This is a genomic window from Microbacterium sp. NFH-22A-Y, from assembly GCF_021401375.1.
Lineage (GTDB): Bacteria > Actinomycetota > Actinomycetes > Actinomycetales > Microbacteriaceae > Microbacterium > Microbacterium hominis.
The window spans coordinates 189,002-207,439 of sequence record NZ_JACBGF010000002.1 but is presented as its reverse complement, the minus strand read 5'-3'; the positions used below and the strand labels follow the sequence as shown (position 1 = coordinate 207,439).

Annotated in this window: 17 protein-coding genes and 1 pseudogene; 8 read left to right on the top strand and 10 right to left on the bottom strand. The window is 70.6% G+C overall.

Annotation, left to right across the window (positions count from 1 at the left end):
• Positions 1 to 66 precede the first annotated feature (66 nt).
• The 7 genes from mnhG to L0965_RS06980 are packed head-to-tail and all read right to left on the bottom strand — an operon-like array spanning position 67 to position 7,422.
• Entirely contained in the window at positions 67 to 423 is a 357-nt protein-coding gene (mnhG, locus tag L0965_RS07010; protein WP_060959635.1) for a monovalent cation/H(+) antiporter subunit G, read from the bottom strand.
• Positions 420 to 689, bottom strand: coding sequence for a monovalent cation/H+ antiporter complex subunit F (locus tag L0965_RS07005; protein ID WP_060959634.1), 270 nt, complete (start codon positions 687 to 689; stop codon positions 420 to 422). Before L0965_RS07005 ends, mnhG begins: the two co-directional genes overlap by 4 nt.
• Positions 686 to 1,267, bottom strand: a complete 582-nt coding sequence (locus L0965_RS07000; RefSeq protein ID WP_060959633.1) for a Na+/H+ antiporter subunit E — start codon at positions 1,265 to 1,267, stop codon at positions 686 to 688. Before L0965_RS07000 ends, L0965_RS07005 begins: the two co-directional genes overlap by 4 nt.
• The gene (locus tag L0965_RS06995) at positions 1,264 to 2,829 is read right to left on the bottom strand and encodes a Na+/H+ antiporter subunit D (protein WP_060959632.1); all 1,566 of its coding nucleotides are present in this window, start codon (positions 2,827 to 2,829) and stop codon (positions 1,264 to 1,266) included. The genes L0965_RS07000 and L0965_RS06995 overlap by 4 nt, the downstream gene beginning before the upstream one ends.
• Positions 2,826 to 3,383, bottom strand: a complete 558-nt coding sequence (locus L0965_RS06990) for a Na(+)/H(+) antiporter subunit C (protein WP_061782378.1) — start codon at positions 3,381 to 3,383, stop codon at positions 2,826 to 2,828. Before L0965_RS06990 ends, L0965_RS06995 begins: the two co-directional genes overlap by 4 nt.
• Positions 3,380 to 6,316 (bottom strand): Na+/H+ antiporter subunit A, encoded by a 2,937-nt coding sequence (locus L0965_RS06985; RefSeq protein WP_101307076.1) that lies wholly within the window; start codon positions 6,314 to 6,316, stop codon positions 3,380 to 3,382. Before L0965_RS06985 ends, L0965_RS06990 begins: the two co-directional genes overlap by 4 nt.
• Before the next feature lie 56 nt (positions 6,317 to 6,372).
• On the bottom strand, positions 6,373 to 7,422 hold the full coding sequence (locus L0965_RS06980) for a LacI family DNA-binding transcriptional regulator (RefSeq protein WP_060959629.1): 1,050 nt from the start codon (positions 7,420 to 7,422) through the stop codon (positions 6,373 to 6,375).
• An 88-nt stretch (positions 7,423 to 7,510) separates the two neighbouring features.
• Between L0965_RS06980 and L0965_RS06975 the strand changes: the two genes are divergently transcribed.
• The 4 genes and pseudogenes from L0965_RS06975 to L0965_RS06960 all read left to right on the top strand — a co-directional run bounded on the left by L0965_RS06975 (position 7,511) and on the right by L0965_RS06960 (position 10,827).
• Complete coding sequence (locus L0965_RS06975) at positions 7,511 to 8,743, top strand: MFS transporter (protein WP_061782376.1); 1,233 nt, start codon at positions 7,511 to 7,513, stop codon at positions 8,741 to 8,743.
• 173 nt (positions 8,744 to 8,916) lie between these two features.
• Positions 8,917 to 9,210 (top strand): annotated as a pseudogene (locus tag L0965_RS06970) (DUF222 domain-containing protein); the annotation flags it as partial.
• 164 nt (positions 9,211 to 9,374) lie between these two features.
• A complete protein-coding gene (gene nucS, locus L0965_RS06965; protein ID WP_101307077.1) occupies positions 9,375 to 10,067 on the top strand; it encodes an endonuclease NucS in 693 nt (230 codons plus the stop codon).
• Between the two features lie 64 nt (positions 10,068 to 10,131).
• Positions 10,132 to 10,827: an HAD hydrolase-like protein gene (locus L0965_RS06960; protein ID WP_234057964.1), complete on the top strand. Its 696-nt coding sequence runs from the start codon at positions 10,132 to 10,134 to the stop codon at positions 10,825 to 10,827.
• A 149-nt stretch (positions 10,828 to 10,976) separates the two neighbouring features.
• Here the strand turns inward: L0965_RS06960 and L0965_RS06955 are convergent, their stop codons facing one another.
• On the bottom strand, positions 10,977 to 11,183 hold the full coding sequence (locus tag L0965_RS06955; RefSeq protein WP_028496198.1) for a cold-shock protein: 207 nt from the start codon (positions 11,181 to 11,183) through the stop codon (positions 10,977 to 10,979).
• Between the two features lie 203 nt (positions 11,184 to 11,386).
• Here L0965_RS06955 and L0965_RS06950 point away from each other — a divergent pair, with 203 nt between their 5' ends.
• The 4 genes from L0965_RS06950 to L0965_RS06935 all read left to right on the top strand — a co-directional run bounded on the left by L0965_RS06950 (position 11,387) and on the right by L0965_RS06935 (position 17,011).
• Positions 11,387 to 12,037 (top strand): GntR family transcriptional regulator, encoded by a 651-nt coding sequence (locus L0965_RS06950; protein ID WP_101307078.1) that lies wholly within the window; start codon positions 11,387 to 11,389, stop codon positions 12,035 to 12,037.
• 257 nt (positions 12,038 to 12,294) lie between these two features.
• Positions 12,295 to 14,943 (top strand): class III lanthionine synthetase LanKC, encoded by a 2,649-nt coding sequence (lanKC, locus tag L0965_RS06945; RefSeq protein WP_101307079.1) that lies wholly within the window; start codon positions 12,295 to 12,297, stop codon positions 14,941 to 14,943.
• 98 nt (positions 14,944 to 15,041) lie between these two features.
• The gene (locus L0965_RS06940; RefSeq protein ID WP_060959623.1) at positions 15,042 to 16,334 is read left to right on the top strand and encodes a sensor histidine kinase; all 1,293 of its coding nucleotides are present in this window, start codon (positions 15,042 to 15,044) and stop codon (positions 16,332 to 16,334) included.
• A complete protein-coding gene (locus tag L0965_RS06935) occupies positions 16,331 to 17,011 on the top strand; it encodes a response regulator transcription factor (protein ID WP_101307081.1) in 681 nt (226 codons plus the stop codon). The genes L0965_RS06940 and L0965_RS06935 overlap by 4 nt, the downstream gene beginning before the upstream one ends.
• A 95-nt stretch (positions 17,012 to 17,106) precedes the next feature.
• Here the strand turns inward: L0965_RS06935 and L0965_RS06930 are convergent, their stop codons facing one another.
• Positions 17,107 to 17,658 carry a signal peptidase I gene (locus tag L0965_RS06930; RefSeq protein ID WP_234057963.1) on the bottom strand — a complete coding sequence of 184 codons (552 nt, stop codon included), beginning with the start codon at positions 17,656 to 17,658 and terminating at the stop codon, positions 17,107 to 17,109.
• 92 nt (positions 17,659 to 17,750) lie between these two features.
• Entirely contained in the window at positions 17,751 to 18,431 is a 681-nt protein-coding gene (locus L0965_RS06925) for a hypothetical protein (RefSeq protein WP_157831658.1), read from the bottom strand.
• Between the last annotated feature and the right edge of the window lie 7 nt (positions 18,432 to 18,438).

Genomic DNA, 18,438 nt, shown 5'->3' with positions numbered 1-18,438 from the left:
CAGGTGCGGCTCGGAGATCTCCGAGCCCCCGGGTTGTGGAGGAGGGTACGCGCCGTCGGCGGGTGCTCAGCCGCCGGCGCCGGGGGGCGTCCGGCGGGCGGCGTCGAGCTCGTCGACGTACAGCGAGCGCTCGTCGATCGTGCCGTTGCGGTAGGCCTGACGGCCGACCATGTGCGCCGACAACGGCGCGGTCGCCAGCTGCATCATCACGATGGGCACGAGGAAGGCGATGACGGGCCACGACCGCAGCGACAACGCGATCGCGAGGCAGATGAGGATGAGACCCAGCACCTGGGGCTTGGTGGCGGCGTGCAGCCGAGTGGGCACGTCATGGAAGCGCAGGAGCCCGATCGCGGCGGTGATGCAGAGCAGCCCGCCGATCAGCACGAGCACGAGGGCGGCGGTGTCGAGGATCTCGTTCATCGGTCGGTGTTGTCCCTCCGCGCGACGAAACGGGCCACCGCGATCGAGCCGAACACGCCCACCGCGGCGATGATGAGCAGCGCCGGCAGCGAGCGGGTGTGATGGTTGATGACCATGTCGGCGCCGAGCGCGCACATCACCAGGGTCAGCAGCACGTCGGATGCCACGGCGCGGTCGAGGATCGACGGCCCGACGATGATCCGCCACAGCGTCAGGAGCCCGGCGATCGCGAAGACGACGTAGACGGCGACGATCAGGACGTTCATCGGCCCGCCCCCCCTTCGCGCGGGCTCTGGGCACCCGCGGTGCGGATGGCGGCGAGCTGGGCGCGCGATCCCACGGCGCGGACGATACGCGACTCCCAGCCCTGCACCGCACGGCGCTGGTTCTCCACGTCACGGTCCGACGAGACGCCGATGACGTGCAGGTAGAGGATGCGACGGTCACGATCGACGTCGACGATGAGCGACCCCGGGATCAGCGAGGCGGTGACGCCGACGTGCGCCATGATCAGGTCGTCATCGGTGCGCAGCGGCACGGCGATGACCGCCGTGCCCGGGTAGCGCCGTGGGTTCAGCGTCTGCCAGGCGACCAGCAGCGAGCCGCGGATCAGCGCCAGGAAGAACATCACGACGAACACGGCGCCGTACCAGATGTTGACGCGGCCGGAGAGCTCCACGGGGGGAAGGCGGAAGACGCGGGTGACCACGATCGCGACGATCAGCCCCGTGACGGCGGCGAGCACCGTGAACTGTCCCCACAGCAGCATCCAGAGGGCGACGAGCCAGACGAAGAAGGGGAGCTGGCGCCACACGGCGGACGCGACCGAGGTGGACGGGCTCACGATCCGCCTCCTTCATCGAGCTGCACGAGCGTGACCGGCGTCAGGAGGGCGTCGCCGATGCTCGCGCACAGCGCGTACAGCGGTCCCGCGAAGATCGTGAGGGCGACCGTGACGGCGACCATTCCCGCGGTCGTCGCCGTCATGATGCGCGGAATGACGCGTCGCGCGCCCTCGTCGTCGGCGGCCGGGGCATCGCCGAGGTAGGAGATGCGGTCGACGACGCCGGTCTCCTCGGTGTGGTCGTCGTCCTCGCGCCAGAAGGCGAGGTTCCAGGCGCGCATGAGTGTGTAGAGCGTGAGCAGCGAGGTGACGATGCCGCCGATGATCAGCACGTACATCAGGGGCGTTCCCACCTCGGCGGCGGCGTCGAAGAGCGCGAGCTTGCCGATGAATCCGGAGAACGGCGGCAGACCGCCCAGGTTGATGGCCGGGATGAAGTAGAGCACGGCGATCACCGGCGCGGCGCGCATCAGCCCCTTGACCTTGAGGATCGAGGTCGATCCGGCCCGCCGCTCGATCAGTCCCACCGCGAGGAACAGGGTGGTCTGCACGATGATGTGGTGGACCATGTAATAGATGGTCGCGCCGAGGGCCAGCGGGGTGGCGATGGCCAGTCCGAAGACCAGATAGCCGACGTGGCTGACGAGGGTGAACGACAGGATGCGCTTGAGCTCGGCCTGCGCCAACGCGCCGAGCACGCCCACGATCATCGTGGCGAGCGCGACGATCAGCAGCAGGGTGTTGACATCGTTGTCGCGGAAGATCTGCGTCTCGGTGCGGATCATCGCGTAGACGCCGACCTTGGTCAGCAGGCCCGCGAACACCGCGGTGACGGGAGCCGGAGCGGTCGGGTACGAGTCCGGAAGCCAGAACGACAGCGGGAAGACCGCGGCCTTGATGCTGAAGGCGAGCAGCAGCATCAGGTGCAGCACGAGCTGCGTCGAGTCGGGCAGCTCGGTCATGCGCTCGGCGAGCTGCGCGATGTTGACGGTGCCCAGCGCGCCGTAGATCGCGGCGATCGCGGCGAGGAAGAGGATCGACGACACCAGCGACACCACGATGTACACGACGCCGGCGCGGATGCGGGACTCGGTGGATCCGAGGGTGATGAGCACGTACGAGGCCACGAGCAGGATCTCGAAACCGACGTAGAGGTTGAACAGGTCGCCCGCGATGAACGCGTTGAAGATGCCCGCCGACAGGATCAGGTAGGAGGGGTGGAAGATCGTGACGGGGGTGTCGTCGTCGCCGTCGGCGGCGCCCTGCCCGACCGAGAAGAGGAGGACCGCGAGCAGCACGATGCTCGAGATGACGACGAGCAACGCGGCGAGACGGTCGACGTACAGCACGATGCCGAACGGGATCGGCCAGCCGCCCACCGACACGGCGATCGCCTGCCCCGACGAGTCGACGGTGTACAGGAGCACGGCGGCGATCGCCAGCACGAGCGTGAGGGTGACGACGGACACGCCGACCTGCACGCGGCGCTGACGACCGAAGACGAGCGCGATGCCGGCCCCGAGCAGGGGGAGGGCGACCAGGAGCGGGACGAGGGCGTTCACCGCGGCTCACCTCCCTCGTCGCGGCGACCTCGCGCGTCGCCGCGCGGGCGGTCCACGGGGGCGTCGTCGCGGATGCCGTCGAGATCGCGATGGTGCAGGACGGTGATCGGCGCCGTGTCGGTGCCGATGAAGTCGGTCGTCGCGTCGTCGTCCTCGTCCTCGATCGAGGTCTCGTCATCCATCTGGTCTTCCTCGACGGTGCCGCGATCACGCACGGCGATGTCCTCTTCGTCGTCGACGACGGTGTCGGCCTGGCCGAGCTGCCACGACCGGTAGATGAGCGCCAGCAGGAAGGCCGACACGGCGAAGGTGATGACGATGGCCGTCAGGGTGAGCGCCTGCGGCAGCGGATCGCTCATCTCCTCGACATCGCCCGACCCGAAGAAGGAGGCGACGCCGGGGCGACCCATCACGATGAGCAGGAAGAGGTTGGTCGCGTTGCCGAGCAGCAGGAACCCGATCAGCACGCGGGTGAGGCTGCGCTCGAGCATCGCGTACACGCCGCACGCGAAGAGCACCGCCATGATGATGACGAGCACCGCGGACACCGTCATGAGACCGTCACCCCCCGCTCGCGCAGCTCCTGCGTCTGGCGGTCGACCTCGCCGCCGAGCGAACGCAGCACGTCGAGCACGAGGCCGATGACGACCAGGTAGACACCGATGTCGAAGAGGGTGGAGGTGACGAACTCGATGTGGCCGATGACGGGGATCTCCGTCTCCCAGAACCAGCTGGTCAGCGGCGGCAGGCCGAACAGCAGCGGCACGACGGCGCACGCGACGGCCAGCGTCATGCCGGCGCCGAGGAGCCGTCCCGCGTCGGTCGGCGCGGCCGCGCCCAGCTCGTACCGGCCACCGGCGACGTAGCGCATGACCAGCGCCATGCCCGCGACGAGGCCGCCCGCGAATCCGCCGCCGGGGAGGTTGTGCCCGGCGAAGAGCAGATAGATCGAGACGACGATGATCGTGTGGAAGAGGATCCGGACGATGACCTCGAGCATGATCGACCGGTTCTCCGGCCGAACCTTCTGCCCGCCGACCAGCCAGGTCTGTCGCGTGCTGCCGGGAGCGCTCGCGCGCGGTCGGGGGCCCTCGTCGGTCTCGATGAGGGGTCGCCGGGTGCGCGTCGCGCCCGTGGGCAGCGCCGAGATCGACCGCGAGATGAGATCCGAGCGGTGCGTGACGAACACGAGGGATGCCACGCCGGTCGCCGCCACGATGAGCACGGACAGCTCGCCCATGGTGTCCCAGCCGCGCAGGTCGACGAGCGCCACGTTGACGACGTTCTTGCCGTGGCCGAGTTCGTAGGCGAGCTCGGGGAAGCGCTCCGAGATGGGCGTCGCCACCCGGGCGCCGGTGGCCACCATCGCGACCATGGCCATCGTCGCCCCCACGGCGACCGCGAGGATCGCGCGCGCCAGCGGCAGCACCGACGCGTTGTGCTCGCCGAGTCGGGCGGGGATGCGGCGCAGCACCAGCGCGAAGGCCACGAGGGTGACCGTCTCGACCAGGATCTGCGTCAGGGCGAGGTCGGGTGCGCCGCTGGAGGCGAACAGTGCGATCATGCCGAGGCCGGTGGCCGAGACGAGCACGACGCCGGTGTAGCGCTTGCGTGCCCGGACGGCGAAGATCCCGGCGATGATCATGATCGGCGCGACGACCAGCTGCATGGGGGTCTGCCACGCATCCAGCGAGATCTGCCACGACGGGCTTGCCAGCAGGGCGGTGCCCTCGGCGGCGACGAACACGACGAAGATCGTGCCCACGTACACCGGCAGCGAGCCGCGCTGGGTGAACGTGGTGGTCCACACCGCCAGGCGCGCGATGACGCGCAGGGACGCGTTGTAGACGTCGGCCGCGGTGAAGGGCAGGATGCGGCGCGGGACGAGTCCGGTGCGCTGGGCCAGCCAGAACAGCACGGCGCCGAGGGCGATGCTGCCGAGCGAGAGGAAGAGCGCGGGCTCCCATCCGTGCCAGAGCGCGAGGTGGTACGGGTACCCGTTCTCCCCGCCGGCGGCCGGAAGGGTGTCGGCGTAGCCCGAGAACGCGGCGTCGAGCAGCGGCGCGGCGAAGCCCGCGACGACGGTGAGTGCCGACAGCAGCACCGGCGCGGCGAGGAATCCCATCGGCGGGTCGGGCCACACCGTGACCGGCAGCGGCGTGCCGGCGGCATCCTTCTTCGTCCAGAACGCGCCCCACACGAACCGCAGGCCGTACGCCGTCGTCAGCACCGAGCCGAGCACGATCCCGATGAGCGGGATGAGGGCTTCCGGGCGCGACCCGCCTTCGAGCAGCGAGGTGAGCACGGCCTCCTTCGCCACGAATCCGACCGTGGGTGCCAGTCCCACCATCGAGGCGATCGCGATGATCGAGAAGACGGCCAGCGTCGGGGCCTGGCGGCCGACTCCGGACAACTCGCCGATGTCACGCGTGGAGAGCTGCCGGTCGATCACGCCCACGACCAGGAACAGCGACGACTTGAACAGCGCGTGGCCGATCAGCAGCGCGAGACCGGCGAGCGCCGAGTTGCGCTCCCCGTAGCCGAGGACGACGGTGAGCATGCCCAGCTGGCTGACGGTGCCGAACGCGAGGATGCGCTTGAGGTCCGACTCGCGCAACGCCTGGAGGCCGCCGAGCAGCATCGTGAACAGGCCCAGGCTGATCACGATCGGACGCCAGAACTCGCTGTGCGCGAAGGCCGGAGCGAGGCGGGCGATGAGGTAGATGCCCGCCTTCACCATCGCGGCCGCGTGCAGGTAGGCGCTCACCGGCGTCGGCGCCGCCATGGCGCCCGGAAGCCAGAAGTGGAAGGGGAAGATGGCCGACTTGCTGAGTGCGCCGACCAGCAGCAGCACGATCGCCACGTTCAGCAGACCTTCGCTGCCGGGCCTGAGCGTCGCGGTGCCGCCGACGATGGCGGCCAGGCTGTTGGTGCCGTAGATCACCGCCATCATGACCGCGCCGACGAACATGACGAGGCCGCCGAGGGTCGTCACGAGCAGCGCCTGCAGCGCGGCACGGCGGCTCGCGCCACGCGCGTGGTAGAAGCCGATGAGGAGGTAGGACAGGATGCTGGTGATCTCCCAGAGCATCACGAGCACGATGATGTCGTCGGTCAGGACGAGGCCGTACATCGCTCCCGCGAACCCGAGGAGGACGGCGGCGAACAGGCCGACGCCCTGCTTCTTGCCGTCGAAGTACCAGCGGCAGTAGATCAGCACGAGGGCCCCGACGCCGGTGACGATGAGCGTCATGAGCCAGCCCAGCGTGTCCATCCGCATCGACAGATCGATCCCGAGCTGCGGGATCCACGACACCGATTCCGTCGGCACCCGACCGGCGATGACTTCGGGGGTCATGAGCAGCGCGTGGACGAAGGCCACGACCGGCAGGACCGCCGCGACGAGGAACGCCCGTGGGCCGATGCGACCGAACAGCCATGGCAGCGACAGCGGAACGACCGCGAACGCAGCCAGGAGCACGAGCAATCTGGCCTCCTGACAGGTCGCGGGGGTCGGATTCCCAGTCTACCCGGCGTGCGGGCCTAGCCGACCCGCGCGGTGGTGTTGCCGAGGCGGAAGGTGGAGATCAGATCGACGGATGCGGGCTCCCGCCCGTCGAGCATCGCGGCGATCGCGGCGCCTGCGGCGCGGCCCTTGTCGGTCGCGGGCTGCACGAGAGTCGTCAGCTCGTAGGGGGCAAGGCCGTCCACGGGCACCCCGTCGAAACCGGTGACGCTGACGTCTTCGGGAACGCGCAGCCCCGCGTCCTCGGCCGCGCGGATGACGCCCGCGGCGAGCAGGTCGCTCTGCGCGATCACGGCCGTGGGACGCGTCCGCGGGTCGGCGAAGAGCACCCGTCCCGCCGCGAACCCGTCGTCGATGGAGCTGCCCCCCGTCGCGAGCGCGGGCGCGTCGGGGAAGACGTCGCGTGCGCCCTGCAGGCGATCGCGGGTGACGTCGACGGTGATGTCGGCGTCGGGCGCGATCCAGCCGACGGTGCCCGCGGCATCCTGCCAGAGGGTGACGATCGCCACACGCGTGTGGCCGAGGTCGCGGATGTGCTCGGCCGCCCGGCGCTCCGCCTCGCGGTTGTCGAGGGCGATGCGCGGGATGCCCTCGCCCGCGTCGCCCTCCACCACGACCACGGGGATGCCGCGCGCCAGCACGATCGGCAACGACTCCCGCAGCGACCCGTCGCATCCGATCAGGACGGCCGCGTCGATCGATGCCGTCGTGAGGGTGGGGGCGTTCTCGATGTCGAGCTCCGCGTCTCGGCGCAGCAGCAGCAGGCCGGCGCCGAGCGGAGCGACCGCCTCCGCCAGACCGTCCATGAGCAGACGCTGCACGGGGTCGACGAACATGAAGTTGAGCGACGAGCCGACCACGACGGCGACGATGCCGCTGCGCCCCAGTCGCAGCGACGCCGCGCGCGGATCGGGACCCGTGTAGCCGAGCGAGGCGGCCGCGTCCATGACGCGCAGCCGAGTGGTGTCGGAGACCGGTGTCTTGCCGCTGAAGACGACGGACGCCGTCGACGGCGACACGCCCGCGACCCGAGCGACGTCGGCGATGGTGGCGCGGCGGTTCGTCACTCCCCGATGGTAACTCGCGTCAGAGGCGATCCGAAACGATTCGTCGAATCGTTTCGGCAGGGGTCGAATCGATTCGCTAAGGTGAAGTGTGATCACCAGAACCACGCTCGATCGTCGCGGACTCGTCCGATGGCGCACCGCGATCTTCACCCTGTTCCTCCTGAGCGGAGTGACGTTCGCGTCGTGGGCGTCGCGCCTGCCGGCCGTCAAGCAGAACCTGGGCATCGACGACTTCGAGGTCGGCATCCTGCTCTTCGCGATGGGCGCGGGCTCGCTCCTGGGAGTGATGTCCGCGAACGTCATCGTGGTGCGGTGGGGCGCCAAGCGAGGGCTGTCGGTGACGATCGTCGGCGTCGCCGTCGGCCTCTTCCTCGCCGCCCTCGGCGTCGATGCGCTCTCCTCCTACGCGGTCGCCGTCGCGGGCCTCGCCATCCTCGGGCTGTGCTTCGGCGCGACCGACGTCATGATGAACGTCGAAGCGGCCGCCGTCGAGCAGGCCTTCGAGCGGACACTGATGCCGCTGTTCCACGCGTTCTTCAGCCTCGGCACGGTCGCCGGGGCCGGCGTCGGCGTCGCGATGGCGGCGTGGGGCGTCGGGGCCTCCTGGCACCTCGGCACGGTCGCCGTGGTCTGGCTGATCGTGACCGCCAACGCGTTGCGCGCGATCCCCGCGCAGGCGCTGGCTGTCGTCGACTCCGAGGCCGTGGCCCCGTCGCGGGGCGCGCGGTTGCACGCGGCCCTGGAGGTGTGGCGCGACCCGCGCACCTACGCCATCGGCGCCATCATCCTCGGCATGGCCTTCGCCGAAGGCAGCGCCAACGACTGGCTGACCATCGCCGTGGTCGACGGCCACGGCGAGTCGGAGGCGATCGGCGCGATCTTCCTCACCGTGTTCTCCGTGTCGATGACGGTCTTCCGCGCCGCCGGCGGCCCGCTCGTCGACCGCATCGGACGCGTGTGGACCCTCCGCGCCCTCTCGATCGCGGCGGGCCTCGGCCTGATCGTGTTCATCCTCGCGCCCAACCTCCCGCTCGCCTTCGTGGGCGTCGCACTGTGGGGCGCCGGCGCCTCGCTCGGCTTCCCCCTCGGCATGTCGGCGGCGGCGGACGACCCCCGCAAGGCCGCCGCGTCGGTGTCGGCCGCGGCGACGATCGGCTACGTCGCCTTCCTGTGCGGGCCGCCCGTCCTGGGCTGGGTCAGCCACCAGATCGGCATCCTGAACACCCTCTGGATCATCGTGGCGCTCATCGCGATGAGCGGCTTCGCCTCCGGAGCGGCCAAGCCCATCGCCGGCTCGAAGGTCGGCGTCGGCCACCACTGACTCGCGCGTCCGAGGGCGGATGCCGCCTCCCGAAGCCGTGGATGCGTGAACGGATGTCGGAGGGTCGCGAGACGATCGAGGTATGACGGACGTCGCGCCGGGGGGCGTCATGGAGGCCCGCAGCAGTGGCCGGTTCGTGGCCGCGCTGGCGGGTCTCGTCGACGAGACCGACACCGGCGACACTCCAGGCGTGGGAGTCGGGGAGGATCACGCGCGGTCATGTCCGCGTGATCGTCGACGCCGGTGGGCTCGTCCCCGTCGAGCGGCGAGCCGCGTTCGAGGCGGATGCGATCCGGTTGTGCGAGGGCGACACGCCGAACCGGGTGCGCGCCGCGGTGGAGATCCTGGCGGAGCGGACCACGGAGCGATCCTTCACCGAGCGGAATCGCGAGGCTGCGGCGTGCCGCCGTGTCCGGGTGATCCCTCGCGCGGACGGCATGTCCGATCTGGTCGCGACGCTGCCTACCGCGAAGACACGCCCGTTCCCTCTGTGGGATTCGTCACGAGTCCTTCCCCACCCGATCCCGATCGCCCCCGCGGGAGTCTCCCCCACCGTTCTGACGGTCACCCAGCGATGCCCCGGTGCTACCCCGGCGATGATCGCGCGCCCGGAGACTGCGAGACTGGACGGGTGCGTCTCATCATCGCCCGCTGCTCCGTCGACTACTCCGGACGGCTGAACACCCATCTTCCGCTCGCCACGCGTCTCATCATGATCAAGGCCGACGGGACGGTCGCGTTCCATCGAGACATCCAACACGCCCCCCTCAACTGGATGAGCCCGCCCTGCACGCTCACCGTCGAGGTGCCGGATGCCGAGTCGATCGCCGCCGGCGTGCAGGAGCACTGGCGGGTGACGCATGCGAAGACCGGCGACGCCCTGCTGGTGCGCATCTACGAGGTGCTGCACGACTCCTCGCACGAGCTGGGCGTCGACCCCGGACTGCAGAAGGACGGCGTCGAGGCCGACCTGCAGCGACTGCTGGCCGAGCAGGTCGAGGTCATCGGCGACGGGCTCACCCTCGTGCGACGCGAGTTCCCGACGGCGATCGGACCCGTCGACCTGCTGCTGCGCAACCCCGCGGGCGGCACGATCGCCGTCGAGGTGAAGCGTCGCGGCGACATCGACGGCGTGGAGCAGCTCACCCGCTACCTCGACCTGTTGAACCGCGACCCGCACCTCGCACCGGTGGCGGGCGTGTTCGCGGCGCAGGAGATCAAGCCGCAGGCCAAGACGCTCGCCGGCGACCGCGGCATCCGTTGCGTCACCCTCGACTACGAGGGCATGAAGGGCATCGAGTCAGGCGCGCCGCGGCTGTTCTGACGCCGGCATCCGCACCCGCGGGACCGCGGTCTGCGTCGGCGCTCCCGCTCGTTAGGCTGAGGGCATGGCGTTGAGATCTCCGTGGACCTGTGTGCTGTGGGACGTCGACGGGACTCTCGTCGACGCCTCCGATGGGATCCTGCGTCGTCTGACCACCGCGCTGGAGCACTTCGGCAAGCCCGCGCCGACGCGCGAGGAGCTCGTCCACTGGATCGGTCCGCCGATGTTCGAATCGTTCCAGACGAACGTGGGGATGTCGCCCGCCGAGGCCACCGAGGCGGTCGCCTTCTACCGCACCCTCGGGAAGGCGGACGGCTACACGACCGGAGCGCGGCTCTACCCCGGGGTCGCCGACATCATCGCCGAGCTGGACGACGCGGGCGTCGCTCAGGCCACGGCGAGCTCGAAGCCGGAGGTGCAGGTGGTCGCCCTCATGGAGCACTTCGACCTGGCCCCGCACCTGCAGGCGATGGCCGGATCGACGCCCGATGAGAAGACCCTCGCGTCGAAGACGGACATCGTCGCCGAGGCACTGCGGCGCCTGCGCGCCGCGGGAGCCGACACGAGCCGGCCCGTCCTGATCGGCGACCGACACCACGATGTCGACGGCGGTGCGGCACAGGGAGTGCCGGTGATCTTCGTGCGATGGGGATTCAGCTGGCCGCACGAGGCGGACGGCGCTGCGGCGGCCGTCGACGACGCCGCGCAGTTGCGCGCGCTCCTCCTCATCGACGACGCGGCATCCGCTCCCGCGGATTGACGTCGACCGCGTGGGCGATCGATGACCCGACGCGGAACCGTCACCACGGGGGCGCGCTCACGCGCCGAAGGAGCCGCCGCCGCACCGTGACGGTGGGCGACGGCTCACGCCGACGTGAAAACGGCCCGCTCGGAAGCGGGCCGTTCAACTCACAGGGGGCGGATGTTCTCCGCCTGCAGGCCCTTGGGGCCCTGGGCGATCTCGAACTCGACGCGCTGGTTCTCCTCGAGCGAGCGGTAGCCGCCCGACTGGATGGCGGAGTAGTGGGCGAAGACGTCAGCGCCGCCCTCATCGGGAGCGATGAACCCGAAGCCCTTCTCCGAGTTGAACCACTTGACGGTACCGCTGGTGCTCATGAACTGCCTTACTGACGTGCGACGACGACGCGACTGCGCCGACGGGGTCCACGCTAACGGTCGGCATCCTCGCGCGCAGTACCAGATGAGACAAGGTGACACAAACGTTGCAAGAACTCCGCCGAAAGTGGCAACGCCGCCGCCCCGGCGCAGGGGTCCTCGGGGTGTTTCCGGGCGCAGGCGGACGTACACTCTTCCCAGCGATGTCCCCGAAACTCTCGCCCATCGATCACAGCGATCTGACCAGCGGCGTCAGCCTCAGCGATGAGGTCTACGCCCGCATCGGCGCGGCGATCCTCGACGGCACCCTCGCGCCCGGCGAGCGCCTGCGCGACGTCGACATCGCGACGCAGTTGGGCATCTCCCGCACCCCGGTGCGGGAGGCGCTGCAGCGGCTCGAGCGATTCGGCCTCGTGGAGGTCGCCGTCGGCCGCTACACCCGCGTCTCCGTCCCGGACGACCGCGTGCGCCGTGAGACCGGGGTCTTCACGGCCTACCTCATGGGCAACGCCGTCCGTCTCGCGCTCAGCGCCGCAACGGAGGAGGAACTGGCCGTGATCGTCGCGACAGCGGATGCCGTCGTCGACAGCGCCCGCGCGGAGGACATCGCCCTCCTCTTCGCGAAGTGCACCGAGATGTTCGAGCTGGTGACCCGCGCCACGCACAACTCGGTGTTCATCGGCGTCGTGCGCGAAGCCGCGCTCGCCATCGAACGGAACCTGCGGGGGTGGGAGCCCTTCCTCGCCGACACGGTCCGACGCGTGGACCTCTTCGTGCGGCTGCGCGCACAGATGCACGCCCGCGACGGCGCCGGGGCGGAGCAGAGCCTGCGGGAGCTGCACGGCGTCGCCTGATCCGGGCCGACCGACTCGCCGGCATCCGCGAGGCGTCGTCAGACGGCCTGTCGCATCATCCATTTGAATGAAAGACGCCCACGGGTCTCGGCGGCGGGATGCCGAGGCGCGCGGCCTCGGATCCGCATGATCACGCGGATCCGAGGCACCGTGAGGCCCTCAGAGGCACCGCCGCCGGCTGTCGACGTGGGCGGAGAGCGCCACCCACGGCGCGCACAATGTGCTCGCCGATACAGGACTTCGCCCGAGGAGACGCCGTGGACGCCGCACATGCTGCCTTCGCCCGCGCGGACGCGTTGTTCTACGACAAGCCGGGCCGACGCGACACCGACTCGTCGGCACGGTTCGAGGTGCCGGACTCCCGGGACTGGACCCTGTGGACCCGCGTCGACGACGATCACTGGACCCACTGGCTGCCGCGCACGGCGGGCCTTCCCGACCAGGGCTGGAAGATCCACGTCAGCGTCGTGCCCGCCACCGCCGCGGCGACCCTCGATGCGGTCGCGGCCTTCTGCCACCATCATCTCCTCGCCTTCAAGCACGTGGGCAGCCGCCTGCACCTCGGCTTCAGCCTCGCCAAGGACGCGGATCGCGGCGCGGCGGGAAAGTTCATCACCGTCTATCCGCCCGACGATCACCGCCTCCGCGTGGCGCTCGAAGGTCTCGATGCGCTCATCGGCGGATGCCCGGGGCCCTACATCCTCTCCGACGTGCGCTGGCGGCAGGGTCCGCTGTTCGTCCGCTACGGCGCGTTCCTCACCCAGACCGTCGTCCACGAGGGCCGCTCGGTGCCCGCGCTGCGCGATCTGCGCACCGGCGAGCTCGTGCCCGACGTGCGGGCGCCGTCCTTCCGCTGTCCCGACTGGGTGCGCCCGCCGGCGTTCCTGCAGGAGGAGATCGACGCCCTCGGCGACATGACGCCGCCGCCCGGGTTCCCGCGGATCACGGCCGCCCTGCACCACTCCAACGCGGGCGGCGTCTACGCCGCGATGATCGACGATCGGCCGGTCGTCCTGAAGGAGGCCCGGCCCCACAGCGGGTGGACCCCCGACGGCCGCGACGCGGTGGACCGCCTCGTCGACGAGGAGCGCACGCTCGCGCGCATCCCGGACTCGGTCTCGGCGCCGCGTTCCGTAGGGGTGCTCCGCGCGCACGGCCATCGTTTCCTCGCGCTCGAGCACGTCGCCGGGTCGTCGTTGATGGATGCCGTGGTGTTGCGCAACCCGCTGACGGATCGCACGAGCACCCCCGCGGACATCGCGTCGTATCGCGAGTGGGCGCTCGGCGTGGGCGCGGAGCTCCGGCGGCAGGTGCGCCGACTCCACGCCTCCGGGCTGACCCACGGCGACCTGCATCCGCGCAACGTGCTCGTCACCGACGACGGGGCCGTGTCTCTGCTCGACTTCGAGATGTCGCTTCCGGTGTCGGCACGCGCCGGTGCGCCGGTGGGCGCACCGGGTTTCGTCGCGCCCGGTTCGCCGTCGCCGCGGGCGCGGGACGAGTACGCGCTCGCGTGCGTCGAGCTGTTCATGTTCCTGCCCCTCACCGCGCTGCTGCCGTTGGACGCCGACAAGGCGCACCAGCTGCTGCGCACGGCGAGCGAGCACTTCGACCTCGACGATCGGTGGGTGGCCGACCGGGCCCGCGTGCTCGAGCGCGCGACGCGTGGACGCGGCCGGCGGCGCGCACGACCGGATGCGCCGCGGGCGACGATGGACGAGATCGCGCACACCCTCTCCCGCGACGGCGTCCCCGACCGCGACGACCGGCTGTGGCCCGGCGATCCCCGTCAGTTCGAGGAGCCACCGTATGCGCTCGGCTTCGGCGCCCTCGGGGTGGGGGCCGCGCTGGCCGCTGCCGGGGTCGCGCTCAGCGAGGCGCAGCGCGACTGGGTCCGCGACGCCCTCTCGGGCGATCTGTCGCGTGAGCCCATCGGACTCATGAACGGCCTGGCCGGTGCAGTGTGGGGATGCCGCGCCGTCGGCATGCCGGACGTCGCCGACCACCTCCTCGACGAGATCGTCCGCCGTGACTGGCGCGAGCTCGACGCGACGCTGTACTCCGGCATCCCGGGCGTCGCCCTGACCTTGCTCGCCGATGCCGACGAGCACCCGCGATGGGGCGTCGCGGCGAGCGCGATGGGACGGCTGCTGCGCGACCGTCTCGACGCCGCCCCGCGTCGAGACCGCGTCGCGACGAGCCGCGGCGGACTGTTCGCGGGCGCGACCGGGACGGCGCTCCTCGGTCTCCGGCTGTACGAGACCTACGGAGACCGCGCCCACCTCGACCTCGCCGCGCGCGCTCTCGACGTCGACCTCGCCACCCTCACCGCGGCGCCGGACGGCGGGCTGCACGTGAATGAGGGCTGGCGGCTCATCCCCTATCTCGGCTACGGGTCCGCGGGCATCGGGCTGGTCCTCGCGCAGTTCCTCGACGTGACTCCGGGAACGGACCGGCACCATCGCGCCCTCGACGGCATCCTCGCCGCCGCGACGGGTCCGTTCAGCGTGCAGGCCGGACTGCTCCACGGTCGCGCGGGGCTCATCCACGTGCTCGCGGAGGCGGAGCGGCTCGGTTTCGGGTCGGTCGACGCCCGCCGGGCGCGCGAGCGGCACGTGGCCGCCCTCGACCTGCACACCGTGCGCGGAGCCGGCGCGAGCGAGGTGCGCTTCGCGGGTGACGGTCTGATGCGGGCCTCGTGCGATCTCGCGTCCGGAGCCGCGGGCGTCCTCGTCGCGCTCACGAGTCACACCGCGGCGGGAGAAGGTGTGGGGACACTCCCGGGGGCCCTCGGATTCCTCGGGCCGTTCGGATCACGCGCACGGCGTGATCCCCGACGAGGGAAGGGAGGTGAGAGGGATGGGGTTCCTTCTCTCCCTGCAGGCACTGGAGGGCGAACACGGTGACGGTCATGGTGCCGTCGGCGTCAGTCACGTCAGCAGTGCGTGCAACAGCAGCTTCTCCAGCGTCTGCTGAGCACAGAGCGCTCCCGTACTGTCGTGACATGACGAGTCACGATCCCGCCGGGGCGTCGGCGCTGCTGACGCCCCGGCGATACGACATCCTCGGCTCCCGTCGCACTGCGGTGCTCTTCTCGGTCACGGTGTTCGTCACGACGCTCATCCAGGTGCTCTCCAACCCGGTCTCGCTCCTGATGGAGGGCTACATGTCCTGGGAGCTCCCGCTTCCGGAGTGGGCGGTCATGACGGTCATCGTCGCCGGATGCGCCGTGCAGTCGGTGGCCCTCGTATGGGCCGAGCGGATGCCGCACCAGGCGGTGCTGATCACGGTGGCCACCTACCTGCTGATCGCCGTCGGGCTGCAGATCCCGTCGTGGCTGTCGGCCATGTACCTCGTGATCTCGGCCGCCCTCTTCCTCCTGGCCACCCGACTCAGCGCCCTCGCCACCGTGCTGTGGACATCGGGGGTGATCGCCGCGGTCGTGATCGCCCTCTTCCTCGCGCTGCTCAGTTGGGGACGCAGCGTCGGCGAGGCGCAGGCGTACGTGCTGCGCGAGTCGGCGGGATTCACGATGCCGGCGATCGCCGTCGCGGCGCTGGGCCTGTGGTGGGGGACGCAGGCGCGACGCGTGGAGCGCGCGAGCGAGGAGGCCGCCCTGGCGAAGCAGGAGCACGATCGGCGTATCGAAGAGGCGCAGCGCGCGGAGCGGGCACGCATCGCGCAGGAGCTGCACGACGTCGCCGGCCAGCACCTCGCCGGCCTCATCACGCTCGCCGAGGCGGCGGCGACCCTCGTCGACACCCAGCCCCAGCGGGCGATGGAGCTGGTGGCGTCGGTGAAGAACGAAGGCAGGTTCGCGGCCGCGAGCGTCACCGGTGCGCTCTCCGATCTGCGCGCGACCGGCGCCGAGCCGCCGTCGAAGACCGCCGACCTGCGGCGCGCGTGGGAGCTCGCCGAGTACTGGGACCGGATCGGGATGTCGGTCGAGGTGGACGTCGTCGGTTCCCTCGACGACCTTCCGGTCGTCGTCTCCAGCACCGCGTACCGCGCGCTCCAGGAGGCGCTGACGAACGTCGCGAAGCACGCCGCGGGTGCGCCCGTGCGGGTCCGGATCCGCGTCGACGCCTTCCTCGACATGGTCATCGAGAACGACGCGGACGGCGGACGGGTCAAGCCGGCCTCCGACGTCGGCCTCGGGTGGGGGTTGGCGTCGATGCACGAGAGGACGCTCCTGCTGCGCGGCACCCTCACGGCGGGCCCCGTCGCCGGAGGCGGGTGGCGTGTGCACCTGCGGGTGCCGCTGAACGAGGAGGCGCTCGTGAGGGATCGACGATGACCGCGGCCCCCGCCCGCATCCGCGTGCTCATCGCCGACGACAATCGAGCGGTGCGACTGGGCATGCGGCTGCAGCTCGACAGCGTCCCCGACATCCTCGTCGTCGGGGAAGCGGCCAACGGGGCCGACGCGCTCACCGCCGCGCGCACCGAGCGGCCGGACGTGGTCCTGATGGACCTGCAGATGCCCGGCGTCGACGGCATCGAGGCGACCCGTCAGCTCACCGCACCGGATGCCGAGCACCCGGCGGCCGTCGTGGTGATGACGAGCTTCGCCGTCGACGGATACGTGCGCGACGCGCTGGATGCCGGCGCGGCGGGCTACCTGCTCAAGACGCACGACTCGCACTACCTCGTCGACGCGATCCGCGCGGCGGCGCGTGGGGAGGCCGTGGTCTCGCCCCGGATGATGGCCCCCGTCCTCAAGGAGTTCGTGCGCCGCGGGCGTCCCGCGTCGGGCGACGCGCTCCCCTCGTCGCTGTCGCCCGCCGAGCGCCGTGTGGTCTCGATCCTCGCGAGCGGGGTGACGAGCAACGAGGACATCGCGGCGCATCTGAAGGTCTCGGCGCACACGGTGCGGTCGCAGTTGCAATCCGCCATGCGCAAGACCGGCGTCGCCGACCGCACGCAGCTCGCGCTGTGGGCGGTGCGCCGCGGCCTGGAGCGGGACGACGTCTGAGCACCGGCGTGGGTCAGGGCGACGTAACCTCCACCGCGTGGGTCACAACACTGCTGCTGAACCGGTGCGAAGACGAGCCGGGGAGGAGGAGAGTACTACCTCCCCTCCTCCCCGGTTCGGGCCGTAGTGGCCCCACCGGCGTTCGCCGGTGACGCGCCGCCCCCCAGCGGCGCTGCCTGTGGATGCCGCAGACGGTGCGGATCGAGAAGGAAGACGACGATCAGCACCAGGGCGGATGCAACGGCGAAGCCGATGCCGTACCCGGTTTTGAGCACCATCGCGACCGTTCCCATGTACGGAACGTGGAAGACATAGAGGCCGGCAGTGTCAACGGCGTACGGCTCAGGATCGTCAGTGGCGTTCGCGTCGCCGCGAAGCGTGACATCGACCGTGGTGCCGTCTACGTCATGGACGGACGTCACACGATGAGTGATGAGTCCGAGCCCACGAGGGCGCTCGAGCGTTGCGATGTCGCCGACGGCGAGCTCGGCTGCCGGAACCGTCCGTGAGAAGACGACTGACCCGACCGGGAGAGTCGGCTCCATGCTGCCGGAGAGCACGATGAGCGGCCGCACTCCGAACGCGAACGACACCCCGAAGACGAGCACGCACACGATCCCGAGCACCGCCGCGGAGGTGAGGATCACCGAGCGCAGCAGGCTCCACGCGAACCAGAGCCGGGACGAGTGGCCCGACAACGACCTCCCGCGTCGGGATCGCCTCGTCGTCATCGGCGCTGTCATGGCTTGCGCGAAGCGGCGTCGAACTGGACAGCCAGCGCCGACTGCCCGCCGTTGAGGCTTTCGACCCCTGCCACGTCGAGGTAGCGGATCGTGAGAGTGATGATGTCGGAGCTCGCAGTGGCACCCGGAGTGTAGGCGTCGCCTGCAACGAGCGGCTGCTCGCCTCGTGCCGACAGGGTTCCCAGACTGGCGTGAGCGTCTGCCAGTGCAGCATCCGAGAAGAGCACGCTCCCGTCCGCCCTCGATGCCGTGAACCGGAGATACGGCGTGATGTTCGGCACGGATGGCGACACCGCGCCCGTCCCATCGCGGGCCACCAGGGTGACGACCGTGTCCGCGTCCAGGTCTGTGGTGTTGTTGAAGACCGGGATCTGTGTGACGACGGTGCGGCCGGGAACGAGGGTCTCTGCGTCTGTCACGGGCCAGGCGTAGCCGGCCGGCGCATCGGCCTGCTCGACCGTGCCGTCGGGCAGAACGATCCCGATGTCGAAATGCCCCTGATAGCCGACCCCGGCGTCTCCCGCGAGATTCATGTTCGCCTGGTCCGTATAGGCCGCTGAGGTCGCCGCTGCGGTGACGACCACCGCGCCGACCACAGCGATCGCGCCGGCAGCGACGGCGAGCGCGAAACGCCTGGTTGTACGTCGGGGCGCGCGGTCTCGAGCACGAATACGCATGTCGCGT

Excerpts from the sequence above, each read along its gene's own strand:
- mnhG (WP_060959635.1), bottom strand. The coding sequence starts at position 423 with ATGAACGAGATCCTCGACACCGCCGCCCTCGTGCTCGTGCTGATCGGC.
- L0965_RS07005 (WP_060959634.1), bottom strand. The coding sequence starts at position 689 with ATGAACGTCCTGATCGTCGCCGTCTACGTCGTCTTCGCGATCGCCGGG.
- L0965_RS06990 (WP_061782378.1), bottom strand. The coding sequence starts at position 3,383 with ATGACGGTGTCCGCGGTGCTCGTCATCATCATGGCGGTGCTCTTCGCG.
- L0965_RS06960 (WP_234057964.1), top strand. The coding sequence starts at position 10,132 with ATGGCGTTGAGATCTCCGTGGACCTGTGTGCTGTGGGACGTCGACGGG.
- L0965_RS06955 (WP_028496198.1), bottom strand. The coding sequence starts at position 11,183 with ATGAGCACCAGCGGTACCGTCAAGTGGTTCAACTCGGAGAAGGGCTTC.
- L0965_RS06950 (WP_101307078.1), top strand. The coding sequence starts at position 11,387 with ATGTCCCCGAAACTCTCGCCCATCGATCACAGCGATCTGACCAGCGGC.
- L0965_RS06940 (WP_060959623.1), top strand. The coding sequence starts at position 15,042 with ATGACGAGTCACGATCCCGCCGGGGCGTCGGCGCTGCTGACGCCCCGG.
- L0965_RS06935 (WP_101307081.1), top strand. The coding sequence starts at position 16,331 with ATGACCGCGGCCCCCGCCCGCATCCGCGTGCTCATCGCCGACGACAAT.
- L0965_RS06925 (WP_157831658.1), bottom strand. The coding sequence starts at position 18,431 with ATGCGTATTCGTGCTCGAGACCGCGCGCCCCGACGTACAACCAGGCGT.